Genomic DNA, 14,278 nt, shown 5'->3' on the forward strand with positions numbered 1-14,278 from the left:
TATATAGATTGAAGCTTAGAATCTGAAAGGAGGATACACAACGTGATCCAAGCAGAAAGCCGTTTAAAAGTCGCTGATAATTCAGGTGCACGTGAAATTTTGACGATCAAAGTCCTTGGAGGATCTGGTCGTAAAACTGCTAACATTGGTGACGTCATTGTAGCTACTGTCAAACAAGCAACACCAGGCGGTGTTGTTAAAAAAGGCGAAGTAGTGAAAGCCGTTATCGTTCGTACAAAATCTGGTGCTCGTCGCTCAGATGGTTCTTATATTAAATTTGATGAAAATGCTGCGGTGATTGTCCGTGATGATAAAAGTCCACGTGGAACTCGTATTTTTGGACCAGTTGCACGCGAATTAAGAGAAAACAATTTCATGAAGATCGTTTCTCTATCACCAGAAGTATTATAACCGAGACACTTGCCAAAGGAGGTGCGAAACAAAGATGTTTGTTAAAAAAGGCGATAAAGTAAAAATTATCACTGGAAAAGATAAAAACAAAGAAGGCGTTGTGTTATCAGCGTTTCCTAAAAACGAAAAAGTGATTGTTGAAGGTGTTAATATGATGAAAAAACATCAAAAACCTACACAATCAGCGCCACAAGGTGGCATTCTTGAAGTAGAAGCACCAATTCATGTTTCTAATGTAATGGTGATTGATCCTTCAAATGGTGAAGCAACAAAAGTTGCGTATAAAGAAATTGATGGAAAGAAAGTCCGCATTTCTAAAAAAACAGGTGAAGCTTTAGATAAATAATACAACAAGGAAGGGGGACTTATTGAATGAACCGCCTGAAAGAAAAATATGTAAATGAAATCATGCCAGCTTTAATGGAAAAATTTAATTATAGTTCTATTATGCAAACACCAAAGATTGAAAAAATCGTTATAAATATGGGTGTAGGTGATGCTGTATCTAACGCTAAAAATTTAGATAAAGCAGTTGAAGAATTAGCTTTAATCAGTGGACAAAAACCACTAATTACAAAGGCTAAAAAATCAATCGCGGGCTTCCGTTTGCGTGAAGGAATGCCAATTGGTGCAAAAGTTACATTACGTGGCGAAAGAATGTATGAATTTTTTGATAAATTAGTAACTGTTTCTCTACCTCGTGTACGTGACTTCCACGGAGTAAGTACAAAATCTTTTGATGGTAGAGGAAACTATACTCTAGGTGTTAAAGAACAATTAATTTTCCCAGAAGTTGATTATGATTTAGTAGATAAGGTACGAGGAATGGATATTGTTATTGTTACAACAGCGAACACGGATGAAGAATCTCGTGAGCTATTGGCACAACTAGGTATGCCGTTCCAAAAATAACAAAAGGAGGCGAACTACTTGGCTAAACAATCAAAAATTATTAAAAGTGAACGCCCAGCAAAATATTCAACACAAAATCATACACGTTGTGAACGTTGTGGACGTCCACGTTCAGTGTATCGTAAATTTCATCTTTGCCGTATTTGCTTCCGCGAACTTGCCTTTAAAGGTCAGATTCCCGGCGTGAAGAAAGCTAGCTGGTAAAATAATTCGCATAAAGGAGGTAAACAGTTAATGTCTATGACAGACCCAATTGCAGATTTTCTAACTCGTATTCGTAATGCAAATATGGTTAAACATGAGAGTTTAGAAGCTCCTGCATCAAAAATCAAACGTGATATTGCGGAAATCTTGAAACGTGAAGGATTTATTCGCGATGTTGAATACATTCAAGATGACAAACAAGGCGTTATTCGTGTTTTTCTGAAATATGGTAAAGACAACGAACGTGTTATTACTAACTTGAAACGTATTTCTAAACCAGGATTACGTGCTTATGTTAAAGCTGATGAGGTGCCTAAAGTCCTAAATGGCTTAGGAATTGCTCTTATTTCAACCTCTGAAGGTGTTATTACTGATAAAGAAGCTAGATCAAAAAATATTGGCGGCGAAGTGCTTGCCTACGTATGGTAATTCAAAGAATACACAAGGAGGTGTCTCTAAGTGAGTCGTATTGGAAATAAAATTGTTGTTTTACCTGATGGAGTAGAAGTTACCCAAAAAGGAAACAACATAACTGTTAAGGGACCAAAAGGTGAATTAACACGTGAATTTTCTAGTGATATTAAAATGAATATTGATGGAAAAGAAGTTGTATTTACACGTCCTAACGATAGTAAAGAAATGAAAACTATTCACGGTACTACTCGTGCCAATTTTAACAATATGGTTGTAGGTGTTAGTACTGGATTTGAAAAAGCTCTTGAACTTATTGGGGTAGGATATCGTGCCCAGGTTCAGGGAAATAAATTAACATTAAACGTTGGTTACTCTCATCCAGTAGAAATTGTACCACCTGCAGGTATTACTGTTGAGGTTCCTTCAAATACGCAAGTAATTGTTAAAGGAATTAATAAAGAACAAATTGGCGAATTAGCTGCTAAAATTCGTGGTATTCGTCCACCAGAACCTTATAAAGGCAAAGGAATTCGCTATGTTGGTGAATATGTACGCCGTAAAGAAGGTAAAACTGGAAAATAAACCATTCTTATAAATGAATGGGTATAAAAAGCTGAATATTCAGCATAAATTAAAGAGGTGACTATTGTGATAATAAAACCAGATAAAAATAAAACACGTCAAAAAAGACATCAACGTGTACGTAACAAAATCTCTGGTACTGCTGAGTGCCCACGCTTGAACGTGTTTCGTTCTAATAAAAACATCTACGCTCAAATTATTGATGACGTAGCGGGTGTGACGCTAGCAAGTGCCTCTGCCTTAGATAAGGAAATTACAGGTGAAACAAAAACTGAAAAAGCAGCTTCTGTTGGTGAATTAATTGCTAAACGTGCTGCAGATAAAAAAATTAAAAAAGTAGTCTTTGATCGTGGTGGCTATCTTTACCATGGTCGCGTACAAGCTTTAGCCGAAGCAGCTCGTGAAAATGGGCTAGAATTCTAAAAAGGAGGGAACACCATACGTGATGGCTTATACTTATATTGATCCAAAAAACTTGGAATTAGAAGACCGTGTTGTTGCCATTAATCGTGTAACTAAAGTTGTTAAAGGTGGACGTCGTTTACGTTTTGCTGCTTTAGTTGTTGTTGGCGATAGAAATGGTCATGTTGGTTTTGGGACTGGTAAAGCGCAAGAAGTACCAGAAGCAATTCGTAAAGCAATTGAAGATGCAAAGAAAAATCTAATAGAAGTTCCAATGGTTGGTTCTACTATTCCTCATGAAGTAATTGGAATCTTTGGTGGCGGACAAATCCTTATGAAACCTGCTGTAGCCGGTTCAGGAGTTGCTGCTGGCGGACCAGTTCGTGCTGTATTGGAATTAGCTGGTGTAGCAGATATTACTTCTAAATCATTGGGTTCAAATACACCAATCAATGTGGTTCGTGCGACTATTGATGGATTAAAACAATTAAAAAGAGCTGAGAATGTAGCAGCACTTCGTGGCAAGTCTATAGAAGAATTAATTGGATAAGGAGGACTAAAAGCATGGCTGAATTAAAAATTACTTTAAAACGCAGTGTTATCGGACGTCCTCAAAACCAACGTCAAACCATAAAAACATTGGGACTTGGAAAAATAAATAGTACAGTGACAAAACCTGCCAATGATGCAATCAAAGGTATGGTTAAAACTGTTGCGCATTTAGTGGACGTAGAAGAAATTTAATGTGCCGTTAAACAATTAAGGAATTAATGAATAGAGATTATTAAGGAGGTGCCAAACTAATGAAACTTCATGAATTAAAACCAGCTGAAGGATCACGTCATGTACGCAATCGTGTTGGACGTGGAACTTCATCCGGCAATGGTAAAACTTCTGGTCGTGGACAAAAAGGTCAAAAAGCGCGTTCAGGCGGTAGTATCCGTTTAGGATTTGAAGGTGGACAAACTCCTTTATTCCGTCGCATACCAAAACGCGGATTTACAAATATTAACCGTAAGGATTATGCTGTGATCAACTTAGATGTATTAAATACATTTGAAGATGGTGCTGAAATAACACCAGTGATCTTGAAAGAAAAAGGAATTGTTAAAGATGAAAAAGCAGGGATAAAAGTGCTTGCTAACGGGGAATTAACAAAGAAAGTGAACGTAAAAGTGGCAAAATTCTCTAAATCAGCTCAAAAAGCTATTGAAGCTGCTGGTGGTTCAATCGAGGTGATTTAATGTTTCGACTATTAAATAACGCTTTTAAGGTAAAAGACATTAGATCAAAACTTTTTTTCACTTTGTTTGTTTTATTTGTGTTCCGATTAGGAACACATATTACCGTTCCTGGAGTAGATGCGAAGGGATTATCCGATTTAAGTAATCTTCCATTTTTGAATATGTTGAATATGGTTAGTGGTAGTGCCATTCAAAATTTCTCAATTTTTTCAATGGGTGTCTCTCCCTATATTACTGCTTCAATTATTATTCAATTATTACAAATGGACATTGTACCAAAATTCGTTGAGTGGTCAAAACAAGGCGAAGTAGGACGTAAGAAATTAAATCAAGCAACACGTTACCTAACTATCGTATTAGGTATTGCTCAATCTATGGGAATTACGGCTGGATTTAATAGCTTAAGTCAGACAGGAATTGTTAAACATCCTTCTTTTGGAACTTTTGTTATGATTGCTGTTATTCTAACTTCAGGGACAATGTTTGTTACTTGGTTAGGAGAACAGATTACTGAGAAGGGAATCGGTAATGGTGTTTCTATGATTATCTTTGCAGGAATCATTTCAAGATTACCAGATTCGATCAAAAGTTTAGTGGATGATTATTTTATCAATATTGAATCTTCCAAAATTTGGCAATCTGTTATCTTCATGCTGATTTTAATTATTGCAATTTTGGTTATTGTTACGTTTGTAACTTTTTTTCAACAAGCAGAAAGAAAAATACCAATTCAATATACAAAACGAATGACTGGTGCACCAACAAGCAGTTATTTACCTTTAAAAGTTAATGCTGCAGGTGTTATTCCTGTTATTTTTGCCAGTTCATTAATTGCGACACCGAATGCACTTTTGCAGGCATTTACAAAATATTCAGGTGAAGGTTGGTACGATGTTATGACTAAAATTTTTAGTTATAATACAGTACCTGGTGCAACTGTTTATACTGTATTAATCGTTGCCTTTACGTTTTTCTATGCATTCGTACAAGTAAATCCTGAGAAATTAGCTGAAAACTTACAAAAACAAGGTAGTTATATTCCAAGTGTTAGACCAGGCAAGGGAACTGAGAGTTATGTTTCCAGTGTGTTAATGCGATTAAGTGTTGTAGGAGCTATTTTTCTAGGACTAGTTGCTTTGTTACCAATTATTGCTCAAATGATCTGGAAATTACCTCAATCTATAGGTCTTGGGGGAACCAGTTTATTAATTGTAATTGGAGTAGCTCTTGAAACTGCAAAACAATTAGAAGGACTAATGCTAAAACGTCGGTACGTTGGTTTTATTAACAAATAAGAATTAGAATTGTGTGTTGAGGTTATTCCTCAACACCATTCTCGCATATAGTTTGACTCACTTATTTATAAAATAGGTCTGTCTTTGAAAATGGGAGGAAAACAAATGAATCTCATCTTAATGGGTTTACCAGGTGCTGGAAAGGGAACACAGGCAGAAAAAATTATTGCTGCTTATAATATTCCTCATATTTCAACTGGTGATATGTTTCGAATAGCAATGAAAAATAAAACAGCACTGGGATTAAAAGCAAAATCATATATGGATAAGGGCGAACTGGTACCAGATGAAGTAACAAATGGTATTGTAAAAGAACGCTTGGCACAACTAGACACAGAAAAAGGGTTTTTGTTGGATGGGTTTCCAAGAACGCTTGATCAAGCAAAAACACTTGATGTCATTATGAAAGATTTAAATAAAAAAATAGATGCTGTTATCGATATTCATGTAAATGAAGAATTATTGATTGAACGCTTGGCTGGACGCTTTATGTGTCGTTCTTGTGGCGCAACATATCATAAGATTTTCAATCCACCACAAACTGATGAGACTTGTGATCGTTGTGGTGGTCATGAATTTTATCAAAGAGAAGATGACAAACCAGAAACGGTCAAAAAACGTTTAACTGTCAATATTAACAATAGCCTACCAATTGTTGATTATTATGATAATCAGAAAGTATTGTATAAGGTTGATGGCAATAATGATATTGATGTTGTCTCCTCAGAAATAAATAAAATTATTGATAAATAACACGAATCATTCTTCACAGTTTACCATTGTTGTATTCAGTTTTTCTTGCCAATTAAAGTCATTTGTGATATAATTAATCGGTCCGTATTATAGGCTTTATGACAAATTAAATTGAGAATTGTTTAGTTGAATTTTCTGGTGGGAGCTGGAGTTTCCGCCGTTTTATCGTGTGAAAACGCGAAACAAGTACAAGGAGGTACTGTGCGTGGCAAAAGATGATATGATTGAAATTGAAGGTACAGTCGTCGAAACTTTGCCGAATGCAATGTTTAAAGTTGAATTAGAAAATGGCCATGAAGTACTTGCTCATGTTTCTGGAAAAATTCGTATGCATTACATTCGAATATTACCAGGAGATAAGGTAACTGTAGAGTTGTCGCCATATGATTTAACTCGTGGTCGAATCACTTATCGCTTTAAATAATTGTACTCCGTAAAATCAAGGAGGTATTATCATGAAAGTAAGACCATCAGTAAAACCAATGTGTGAACATTGTAAAGTAATTCGCCGTAATGGACGTGTTATGGTCATTTGCTCAGCAAATCCAAAACATAAACAACGTCAAGGATAATAGGAGGTGTAGGAAATATGGCTCGTATTGCAGGAGTAGATATTCCTCGTGATAAACGTGTAGTAGTTTCACTTACTTATATTTATGGTATTGGAAATACTACTGCAAAAAAAATATTGGCAGATGCTGGTGTATCTGAAGATGTTCGTGTACGTGATTTAACCAATGAACAGACAGATGCGATCCGCGCACAAGTGGACAATTTAAAGGTTGAAGGCGATCTTAGACGCGAAGTAAACCTAAACATTAAACGTTTAATAGAAATTGGTTCTTATCGTGGTATTCGTCATCGTCGTGGATTACCTGTTCGTGGACAAAATACTAAAAACAATGCACGTACTCGTAAAGGTCCAGCTCGTACGATAGCAGGCAAGAAAAAATAATTCCTAAGTGAAGGAGGTTAGAACTTCATGGCAGTAAAAAAAGTTAGTCGTAAACGCCGTGTAAAAAAGAATATAGAAGCAGGGATTGCACATATCCATTCTACATTCAATAATACAATTGTAATGATTACTGACAGTCACGGAAACGCTTTGGCATGGTCATCAGCAGGAGCTTTGGGTTTTAAAGGTAGTAAAAAATCAACACCTTTTGCCGCTCAAATGGCTGCAGAAGCTGCAACTAAAGCAGCAATGGAACATGGATTGAAAACTGTTGAAGTTACCGTAAAAGGACCAGGTTCTGGACGTGAAGCAGCAATTCGTTCATTACAAGCAACTGGTTTAGAGGTAACAGCAATTCGTGACGTAACTCCAGTCCCTCATAATGGATGTCGCCCTCCAAAACGCCGTCGTGTTTAATAATAAGCGTCACTCATTTTGAGTTAATGAAAAAAAGGTCATTGAACAAGACACTTTTCGTTTTGAAAGGGGTATAGATAAGAATGATTGAATTTGAAAAACCAAGAATTAAAAAAATTGATGAAGATAGAGATTATGGTAAGTTCATTGTAGAACCATTGGAAAGAGGCTATGGAACTACTTTAGGAAATTCTCTACGTCGTATTTTATTATCTTCTTTACCAGGAGCTGCTATTACCAATATTCAAATTGATGGTGTTTTACATGAATTTTCAACCGTTCCAGGTGTTAGAGAAGACGTGACCCAAATTATTTTGAATATTAAAGGCCTAGCATTAAAACTATATGGTGAAGGAGAAAAAACCCTTGAAATCGATATTACAGGACCTACTACAGTAACTGCCGGTGATATTATTGTTGACAGTGATGTAGAAATTCTTAATAAAGATATGGTTATATGCAACGTTTCGGAAAAAGCTACTTTCCATGCTCGTTTAACAGTGAAACCAGGTCGTGGCTATGTTCAAGCTGACGAAAATAAAAAGGAAGATATGCCTATCGGTGTTCTCCCAGTTGACTCTATTTATACACCAGTTCGTCGTGTGAACTATCAAGTAGAAAATACACGTGTAGGTCGACATGATGATTTTGATAAATTAACAATGGAAATATGGACAGATGGCTCTATCATTCCTCAAGAAGCGTTAAGTCTAGCAGCAAAAATTATGACTGAACATTTAGATATTTTTGTTAATCTAACAGATGAAGCAAAAAATGCTGAGATCATGATTGAAAAAGAAGAAACGCAAAAAGAGAAAATGTTAGAAATGACAATCGAAGAACTAGATTTATCTGTTCGATCCTATAACTGTTTAAAACGTGCAGGTATTAATACCGTACAAGAACTTACAAATAAATCTGAACCAGAAATGATAAAAGTACGTAATTTAGGACGTAAATCTCTTGAAGAAGTGAAGTTAAAATTACATGACTTAGGTTTAGGCTTACGTAAAGATGATTAACACTGTTTACAAATATAACTAATTAGTTGTTTTAATTACTAATTATCCGTAGTAGACTACATAAGTAAAAGCAACTATTTTATCGAATAGTCTAGCGGTTTTGCAAACTATTTGTAAGTTTGTAATGAAAAGAAACGAAGGAGGGTACCCTACGTGAGTTATCGTAAATTAGGACGCACATCTAGTCAACGTAAGGCAATGTTGCGTGATTTAACGACTGATTTAATTATTAATGAACGAATTGTTACGACAGAAGCTCGTGCAAAAGAAGTTCGTTCAACAGCAGAAAAAATGATTACTTTAGGTAAAAGTGGAGATCTTCACGCTCGTAGACAAGCAGCTGCTTTTGTACGTAACGAAGTTGCTAGCGTGCATGAAGAAGAAGATACAATTGTTGTTGAATCAGCATTGCAAAAATTATTTAATAATTTAGCACCTCGTTATGAAGAACGTAAGGGCGGTTATACACGTATCTTAAAAACAGAACCAAGACGTGGCGATGCTGCACCTATGGTAATCTTGGAACTTGTCTAATATGGATGTATTTTTCACTTTATAGATGATTCTTTTAGAGTGTTATGATGTTGGAGGTAACTCCGAGTCTAGCTCAGCTTCACCTGCAAAGAAAAGCTTTGCAGGTGAACGCTCATCATATAGGGTGTTTTTTTGTTTTTTAATTAGAATATAATAACTAAAAAAGTTATATAGGTAAGAATTTTATTTTCTTGTCTTATAACTTTTTTATTTAACTTATAGATTTTTAAATTTTTTATATGTTTTAATTGAATAGTTATTGCTGTATCCTTAAATAGTAAACTATATTTTTATTTTTTAATTAAAATATAATTAATTTCAAGATCCTATGAACATTGGCCCAATTATATTGAATAAAAATTTACTTAGGGTTTTTAATCCATATTTTTAAGAATTACAACTCATTTTATATGCATTATTAATGACTAGATAAAAATTTAAATTGAAAAAGTCTGTATTTTTTGATAGGGTTAGTAAGAATAAATTATTTAAGGAGTGAACAATGCAACCAATTATTGAATTAAAAAATATTAGTTTTAGTTATCAGCCTGAAGATACACCGATATTGAAAAATATCTCTTTTTCTATTAAAAAAGGCGAATGGATTGCAATTGTTGGACATAATGGTTCCGGAAAATCTACCTTAGCAAAGACAATTAATGGTCTATTATTACCTGATGAAGGTGATGTTATCATTGATGGAAATAAATTAAATGAAGCAAATATTTGGGAAATACGTCAAAAGGTTGGTATGGTTTTTCAAAATCCTGACAATCAGTTTGTCGGTGCGACGGTCGAAGATGATATTGCTTTTGGGTTAGAGAACCAAGGAATCCCAAGAGATGAAATGGTATTACGAGTAAAAAATGCTTTAGAGAAAGTCCGTATGACAGAATTTGTAACACGTGAACCTGCACATCTGTCTGGTGGACAGAAACAGCGAGTAGCCATTGCAGGTATTGTTGCATTACGTCCTGCTATCATCATTTTAGATGAAGCAACTAGCATGTTAGATCCAGAAGGTAGAGAGGAAGTAATTGCTACCATTCGTGCTATAAAGGAGAAAAACAATCTAACGGTTATTTCTATTACACATGATATTTCTGAAGCAACACATGCAGATAGAATTTTAGTTATGAAACAAGGTGAGTTAATCAAAGTAGATACACCTAAACAAATTTTTGCAAATGAAGATCAGTTAGCAAACTGGGGACTTGATATTCCATTCTCAGAAAAATTGAAAAAAGCACTAAAAAAATATGATATTGAATTACCAGAAGAGTATTTACCAGAAGAAAGGTTGGTGGATTGGTTATGGACATTCGTTTTGAACAAGTAGGATTTACCTATCAACCACACACACCTTTTGAGCAACAAGCATTAGATGATATTAATCTAACCATTAAAGAAGGTTCCTACACAGCAATCATTGGCCATACAGGTAGCGGAAAATCTACCTTATTACAACATTTAAATGCACTTATTAAACCAACAACAGGTAAGGTAATCATTGGTGAGAGAACAATTACATCAGAAACAAATAATAAAAATTTAAAGCCTATTCGAAAAAAGGTTGGTATTGTTTTTCAATTTCCGGAATCTCAGCTTTTTGAAGAAACCGTGCAAAAGGATATTGCTTTTGGTCCCAAAAATTTTGGTGTTCCTGAAAAGAAAGCGAATTTATTAGCAGAAAAAATGCTTTCATATGTTGGTTTAGATGAAAGTTATTTAACTAGGTCTCCTTTTTCATTATCTGGTGGACAAATGCGTCGGGTAGCTATTGCAGGTGTGCTGGCAATGGAGCCAGAAGTATTGGTTTTAGATGAACCAACTGCAGGATTAGATCCTCAAGGAAGAAAAGAAATAATGGAAATGTTCTGGCGATTACATCAGGAAAAGAAAATAACTATTATACTGGTAACACATTTAATGGAAGGTGCAGCAAATTTTGCTGATCAAATTGTTGTTTTGGAGAAAGGAAGAATTGTTAAATCCGGTTCACCTAAAGAAGTATTTCAGCAGGTTGATTGGTTAAAAGAGAAACATTTAGGACTTCCACCTGCAACCGAATTTGCTGATAAATTACTCAAGAAAGGGATGGCTTTTTCAACATTACCATTAACTGAGAATGAACTAGCTAGTGAAATAATAAATTATATGAAAAATCGGGTGAAAAAAAATGACGAATAAACTAATTTTTGGTCGCTATATTCCTGGTAATTCATTCATACACACGCTAGATCCACGAACAAAGTTAATTGCCAGTTTTTATTATATTCTTATTATTTTTTTGGCAAACAATTGGCAAACTTATTTATTGTTAGCAGTTTTTACTTTCTTAGCAATTCTTTTATCAAAAATTAATTTGGCCTTTTTTGTTCGAGGAATTCGACCACTTCTCTGGCTTATTCTTTTTACTGTTTCATTACAGATACTATTTACACGTGGAGGAACAACATACTGGGAATGGGGAATTTTTTCACTTACCTTTAATGGTATAGCAAACGGATTACTCATTTTTTGTCGTTTTGTATTAATTATATTTATGTCGACGCTTTTGACATTAACAACATCCCCATTAGCATTGGCAGATGCCATAGAATATCTATTATGTCCGCTTAAAGTCATTCGCTTTCCAGTTCATGAGGTTTCCCTAATGTTATCTATTGCTTTAAGATTTGTCCCAACATTGATGGATGAAACAGAAAAAATCATGAATGCGCAACGTGCTCGTGGTGTCGATTTTGGTGAGGGGAGCTTAATTCAAAAAATGAAGGCTGTTATTCCTTTATTGATTCCCTTATTTGTTAGTAGTTTTAACCGTGCTGAAGATCTGGCAACTGCTATGGAAGCTAGAGGCTATCAGGGAGGAGAAGGACGAACAAGATATCGCATATTATATTGGCATAAAAATGATCTAGTTGTCTTGCTGTTTTTTGTTTTATTAACAGTTGGATTATTTATATTAAGAAGTTAGGGGAAATAGTTATGCCGCGTTATAAAGCAATAATTGCTTATGATGGAACAAACTTTAATGGGTTTCAATCACAAATCAATGGACGTACTGTACAAGATGAATTAGAAAAAACGCTCTATAAATTAAATAACAATCAATCAATCACTATTTTTGGATCTGGTCGAACAGATGCAGGTGTTCATGCTTTAGGCCAGGTTATTCATTTCGATTATCTCAAAGCAAGAGACGTTGAGAAATTAAGATTTGCTCTAGACACCCAATCGCCAGCAGATATTTCGGTAAAAAAAATTGAAGAGGTATCTAATAACTTCCATGCTCGGTATCATGTTATAGAAAAAACATATCAATTTAAAATTGATACTGGCAAAACTAGAGATCCTTTTCGACGTTTCTATGCTAGTTATTTTCCACATTCGATCGATTTAGCTAAAATTGAAAAAGCATTGCCTGATTTATTAGGAGAACATGATTTTACTTCATTCTGTGCAGCTGGTTGTTCGGTAGATAGCAAAATAAGAACGATTTATGAAGCATCTGTTTCTCAAACATCAGAAGATGAAATTATTTTTACCTTTAGAGGAAATGGTTTTTTATATAAAATGGTAAGAATTATTGTAGGAACCCTGTTAAAAATCGGTCAAGGAAAAATAAAGGAAACAGCAATTCCAGAAATTATTGCAGGAAAAAATCGTCGTTTGGCTGGACCCACTGCACATCCAGAAGGATTGTACCTTGTTCAAGTTATTTACGAAGAAAATAGCATGAAAACTATACAAAACCGATAGCTTTAAAAATAATAGCTATCGGTTTTGTATGATTTTCATGCTATTTTTATTCATTGAATCTTTTATGTTTTGGCATAGCTATCCATAAAAGACCGACTATAAAACCAATGATTGCTGGAACTGTCCAACCGAGTCCAGCAGAAAATAAAGGTAAATACTTTTCAGCAATTTGAAGAAGTGGTGAAACTAAGCGACCTTCCTTAACGATTATTGGCGAACTATTTAGCATATCAAGCAAAGCTGCAAAAAAAGTAAAAAGCGTTGTCATTTGATAAACTTCTTTTCTGTAAAGTAATGGTTAATGGGTATAAGAACATTAATACAGGCAACGAGAATTGAATGATATTTGTTAATCCAACATTGGTAAAAAGACAAGCAAAAATGCTAATTGCTATAATAAAAAATTTATATGAAAGCTGAGGAAATAACTGTACAAATGTTTCTGAACAAGCAGTTATTGCACCAATCTCTGTTTTTAAACAAGCCAAAATAACAATAATAGCTAATAAGATTAGCCCACCTTTCCCTAAATAATAAGTGGCAATTTGTGTTAAAGAAATGCCACCATTTGAACTGATAGCAAAGCGTCCAATACTCATTGTTCCTACACAGGCTAATAGGGTATAAATAATACCCATTAAAATAACAGTAATGATACCAGATTTAATAGTATCTTTTGCAATCTCTCTTGGTTTAGTAATTCCCATTCAACGAATGGTTGAAATAATAACAACAGCAAACAAGAAAGAAACTAATGCATCTAATGTATTATAGCCATCAGTAAATCCCTTAAAAAAAGCATCTTGTCTGTATGCTTCACCAATGGGAGCTGAGGAAATGCTACCTAGGGGATGTATAAAAGCTAAAACTAGTAAAATAGCTAAGAAAAATAAAAATAATGGATTAAGAAATTTGCCAACGTAATCTAATAGTCTAGATGGATTTTTTGAAAAAAACCAAACAAATAGAAAAAACATGATAGAAAATACGGGCAAAACAATTCCTTGATTATTTTTGGATAAAAAAGGCGCTATTCCAATTTCAAAGGCTGTTGTTGCTAAACGTGGAATAGAAAATAAAGGGCCAATTGTTAAAGTGAGTAGAAAGGTAAAAAATAAAGCGTAAGTATGATGAATCCGATCTGCTAGTTCGATTAAGCCATCATTTTCAGAAACTCCCATAACAATAATGCCCAAAAAGGGAAGACCAACACCAGTTACAATGAAACCTAAATTGGCAATAAATACATGAGCACCGGCTTCTTGTCCTAAATGCACAGGAAAGATAAGATTACCTGCACCAAAAAATAATCCAAATAGCATGGGACCAATAAATAGATAATCTTTTAAAGCTAGTTTTGTCTTCATAAAT

22 protein-coding genes and 1 pseudogene are annotated in these 14,278 nt (G+C 34.6%); 22 read left to right on the forward strand and 1 reads right to left on the reverse strand.

The window, feature by feature from the left end:
• The first annotated feature begins 42 nt into the window (after positions 1-42).
• From rplN to truA, 22 genes are all read left to right on the forward strand, one after another.
• A complete protein-coding gene (gene rplN / locus MPTP_RS00655) occupies positions 43-411 on the forward strand; it encodes a 50S ribosomal protein L14 (protein WP_013773076.1) in 369 nt (122 codons plus the stop codon).
• Positions 412-445: 34 nt separating this feature from the next.
• Positions 446-757: a 50S ribosomal protein L24 gene (gene rplX, locus MPTP_RS00660; RefSeq protein ID WP_013773077.1), complete on the forward strand. Its 312-nt coding sequence runs from the start codon at positions 446-448 to the stop codon at positions 755-757.
• Between the two features lie 26 nt (positions 758-783).
• A complete protein-coding gene (rplE, locus tag MPTP_RS00665) occupies positions 784-1,323 on the forward strand; it encodes a 50S ribosomal protein L5 (protein WP_013773078.1) in 540 nt (179 codons plus the stop codon).
• Between the two features lie 18 nt (positions 1,324-1,341).
• Entirely contained in the window at positions 1,342-1,527 is a 186-nt protein-coding gene (locus MPTP_RS00670) for a type Z 30S ribosomal protein S14 (RefSeq protein WP_013773079.1), read from the forward strand.
• A 30-nt stretch (positions 1,528-1,557) separates the two neighbouring features.
• A complete protein-coding gene (rpsH, locus tag MPTP_RS00675; RefSeq protein ID WP_013773080.1) occupies positions 1,558-1,956 on the forward strand; it encodes a 30S ribosomal protein S8 in 399 nt (132 codons plus the stop codon).
• A gap of 30 nt (positions 1,957-1,986) precedes the next feature.
• Entirely contained in the window at positions 1,987-2,523 is a 537-nt protein-coding gene (gene rplF / locus MPTP_RS00680; protein WP_013773081.1) for a 50S ribosomal protein L6, read from the forward strand.
• Positions 2,524-2,589: 66 nt separating this feature from the next.
• Positions 2,590-2,946: a 50S ribosomal protein L18 gene (gene rplR / locus MPTP_RS00685; protein ID WP_013773082.1), complete on the forward strand. Its 357-nt coding sequence runs from the start codon at positions 2,590-2,592 to the stop codon at positions 2,944-2,946.
• A 22-nt stretch (positions 2,947-2,968) separates the two neighbouring features.
• Positions 2,969-3,475, forward strand: coding sequence for a 30S ribosomal protein S5 (rpsE, locus tag MPTP_RS00690; protein WP_041363309.1), 507 nt, complete (start codon positions 2,969-2,971; stop codon positions 3,473-3,475).
• Between the two features lie 14 nt (positions 3,476-3,489).
• Positions 3,490-3,669: a 50S ribosomal protein L30 gene (rpmD, locus tag MPTP_RS00695; RefSeq protein WP_013773084.1), complete on the forward strand. Its 180-nt coding sequence runs from the start codon at positions 3,490-3,492 to the stop codon at positions 3,667-3,669.
• 59 nt (positions 3,670-3,728) lie between these two features.
• Positions 3,729-4,169 (forward strand): 50S ribosomal protein L15, encoded by a 441-nt coding sequence (gene rplO, locus MPTP_RS00700; RefSeq protein WP_013773085.1) that lies wholly within the window; start codon positions 3,729-3,731, stop codon positions 4,167-4,169.
• Complete coding sequence (gene secY / locus MPTP_RS00705; protein ID WP_013773086.1) at positions 4,169-5,464, forward strand: preprotein translocase subunit SecY; 1,296 nt, start codon at positions 4,169-4,171, stop codon at positions 5,462-5,464. The genes rplO and secY overlap by 1 nt, the downstream gene beginning before the upstream one ends.
• A 105-nt stretch (positions 5,465-5,569) precedes the next feature.
• Positions 5,570-6,217 carry an adenylate kinase gene (locus tag MPTP_RS00710; protein WP_013773087.1) on the forward strand — a complete coding sequence of 216 codons (648 nt, stop codon included), beginning with the start codon at positions 5,570-5,572 and terminating at the stop codon, positions 6,215-6,217.
• Positions 6,218-6,422: 205 nt separating this feature from the next.
• Positions 6,423-6,641, forward strand: a complete 219-nt coding sequence (gene infA, locus MPTP_RS00715; protein ID WP_013773088.1) for a translation initiation factor IF-1 — start codon at positions 6,423-6,425, stop codon at positions 6,639-6,641.
• Between the two features lie 31 nt (positions 6,642-6,672).
• Complete coding sequence (rpmJ, locus tag MPTP_RS00720; RefSeq protein WP_013773089.1) at positions 6,673-6,789, forward strand: 50S ribosomal protein L36; 117 nt, start codon at positions 6,673-6,675, stop codon at positions 6,787-6,789.
• 17 nt (positions 6,790-6,806) lie between these two features.
• Positions 6,807-7,172 carry a 30S ribosomal protein S13 gene (gene rpsM / locus MPTP_RS00725; protein WP_013773090.1) on the forward strand — a complete coding sequence of 122 codons (366 nt, stop codon included), beginning with the start codon at positions 6,807-6,809 and terminating at the stop codon, positions 7,170-7,172.
• A 27-nt stretch (positions 7,173-7,199) separates the two neighbouring features.
• Entirely contained in the window at positions 7,200-7,589 is a 390-nt protein-coding gene (gene rpsK / locus MPTP_RS00730; RefSeq protein ID WP_013773091.1) for a 30S ribosomal protein S11, read from the forward strand.
• A gap of 83 nt (positions 7,590-7,672) precedes the next feature.
• Positions 7,673-8,611 carry a DNA-directed RNA polymerase subunit alpha gene (locus tag MPTP_RS00735; protein ID WP_013773092.1) on the forward strand — a complete coding sequence of 313 codons (939 nt, stop codon included), beginning with the start codon at positions 7,673-7,675 and terminating at the stop codon, positions 8,609-8,611.
• 153 nt (positions 8,612-8,764) lie between these two features.
• Entirely contained in the window at positions 8,765-9,145 is a 381-nt protein-coding gene (rplQ, locus tag MPTP_RS00740) for a 50S ribosomal protein L17 (RefSeq protein ID WP_013773093.1), read from the forward strand.
• Positions 9,146-9,647: 502 nt separating this feature from the next.
• Positions 9,648-10,484 (forward strand): energy-coupling factor ABC transporter ATP-binding protein, encoded by an 837-nt coding sequence (locus tag MPTP_RS00745; protein ID WP_013773094.1) that lies wholly within the window; start codon positions 9,648-9,650, stop codon positions 10,482-10,484.
• Positions 10,460-11,335, forward strand: a complete 876-nt coding sequence (locus tag MPTP_RS00750; protein WP_013773095.1) for an energy-coupling factor ABC transporter ATP-binding protein — start codon at positions 10,460-10,462, stop codon at positions 11,333-11,335. The genes MPTP_RS00745 and MPTP_RS00750 overlap by 25 nt, the downstream gene beginning before the upstream one ends.
• Positions 11,325-12,122, forward strand: coding sequence for an energy-coupling factor transporter transmembrane component T family protein (locus MPTP_RS00755; RefSeq protein WP_041363457.1), 798 nt, complete (start codon positions 11,325-11,327; stop codon positions 12,120-12,122). Before MPTP_RS00750 ends, MPTP_RS00755 begins: the two co-directional genes overlap by 11 nt.
• Before the next feature lie 11 nt (positions 12,123-12,133).
• Positions 12,134-12,907: a tRNA pseudouridine(38-40) synthase TruA gene (gene truA / locus MPTP_RS00760; protein WP_013773098.1), complete on the forward strand. Its 774-nt coding sequence runs from the start codon at positions 12,134-12,136 to the stop codon at positions 12,905-12,907.
• 46 nt (positions 12,908-12,953) lie between these two features.
• Here the strand turns inward: truA and brnQ are convergent.
• Positions 12,954-14,274 (reverse strand): annotated as a pseudogene (gene brnQ, locus MPTP_RS00765) (branched-chain amino acid transport system II carrier protein).
• Positions 14,275-14,278: the final 4 nt, after the last annotated feature.

The sequence above is a fragment of the Melissococcus plutonius ATCC 35311 genome (assembly GCF_000270185.1).
In the GTDB taxonomy this organism is placed as follows: domain Bacteria; phylum Bacillota; class Bacilli; order Lactobacillales; family Enterococcaceae; genus Melissococcus; species Melissococcus plutonius.

Excerpts from the sequence above, each read along its gene's own strand:
- MPTP_RS00745 (WP_013773094.1), top strand. The coding sequence starts at position 9,648 with ATGCAACCAATTATTGAATTAAAAAATATTAGTTTTAGTTATCAGCCT.
- rplX (WP_013773077.1), top strand. The coding sequence starts at position 446 with ATGTTTGTTAAAAAAGGCGATAAAGTAAAAATTATCACTGGAAAAGAT.
- MPTP_RS00735 (WP_013773092.1), top strand. The coding sequence starts at position 7,673 with ATGATTGAATTTGAAAAACCAAGAATTAAAAAAATTGATGAAGATAGA.
- truA (WP_013773098.1), top strand. The coding sequence starts at position 12,134 with ATGCCGCGTTATAAAGCAATAATTGCTTATGATGGAACAAACTTTAAT.
- rpsM (WP_013773090.1), top strand. The coding sequence starts at position 6,807 with ATGGCTCGTATTGCAGGAGTAGATATTCCTCGTGATAAACGTGTAGTA.
- MPTP_RS00750 (WP_013773095.1), top strand. The coding sequence starts at position 10,460 with ATGGACATTCGTTTTGAACAAGTAGGATTTACCTATCAACCACACACA.
- MPTP_RS00755 (WP_041363457.1), top strand. The coding sequence starts at position 11,325 with ATGACGAATAAACTAATTTTTGGTCGCTATATTCCTGGTAATTCATTC.
- rplE (WP_013773078.1), top strand. The coding sequence starts at position 784 with ATGAACCGCCTGAAAGAAAAATATGTAAATGAAATCATGCCAGCTTTA.
- rpsH (WP_013773080.1), top strand. The coding sequence starts at position 1,558 with ATGTCTATGACAGACCCAATTGCAGATTTTCTAACTCGTATTCGTAAT.
- rpmJ (WP_013773089.1), top strand. The coding sequence starts at position 6,673 with ATGAAAGTAAGACCATCAGTAAAACCAATGTGTGAACATTGTAAAGTA.
- rpsE (WP_041363309.1), top strand. The coding sequence starts at position 2,969 with ATGGCTTATACTTATATTGATCCAAAAAACTTGGAATTAGAAGACCGT.
- secY (WP_013773086.1), top strand. The coding sequence starts at position 4,169 with ATGTTTCGACTATTAAATAACGCTTTTAAGGTAAAAGACATTAGATCA.
- rpmD (WP_013773084.1), top strand. The coding sequence starts at position 3,490 with ATGGCTGAATTAAAAATTACTTTAAAACGCAGTGTTATCGGACGTCCT.
- MPTP_RS00710 (WP_013773087.1), top strand. The coding sequence starts at position 5,570 with ATGAATCTCATCTTAATGGGTTTACCAGGTGCTGGAAAGGGAACACAG.
- rpsK (WP_013773091.1), top strand. The coding sequence starts at position 7,200 with ATGGCAGTAAAAAAAGTTAGTCGTAAACGCCGTGTAAAAAAGAATATA.
- rplO (WP_013773085.1), top strand. The coding sequence starts at position 3,729 with ATGAAACTTCATGAATTAAAACCAGCTGAAGGATCACGTCATGTACGC.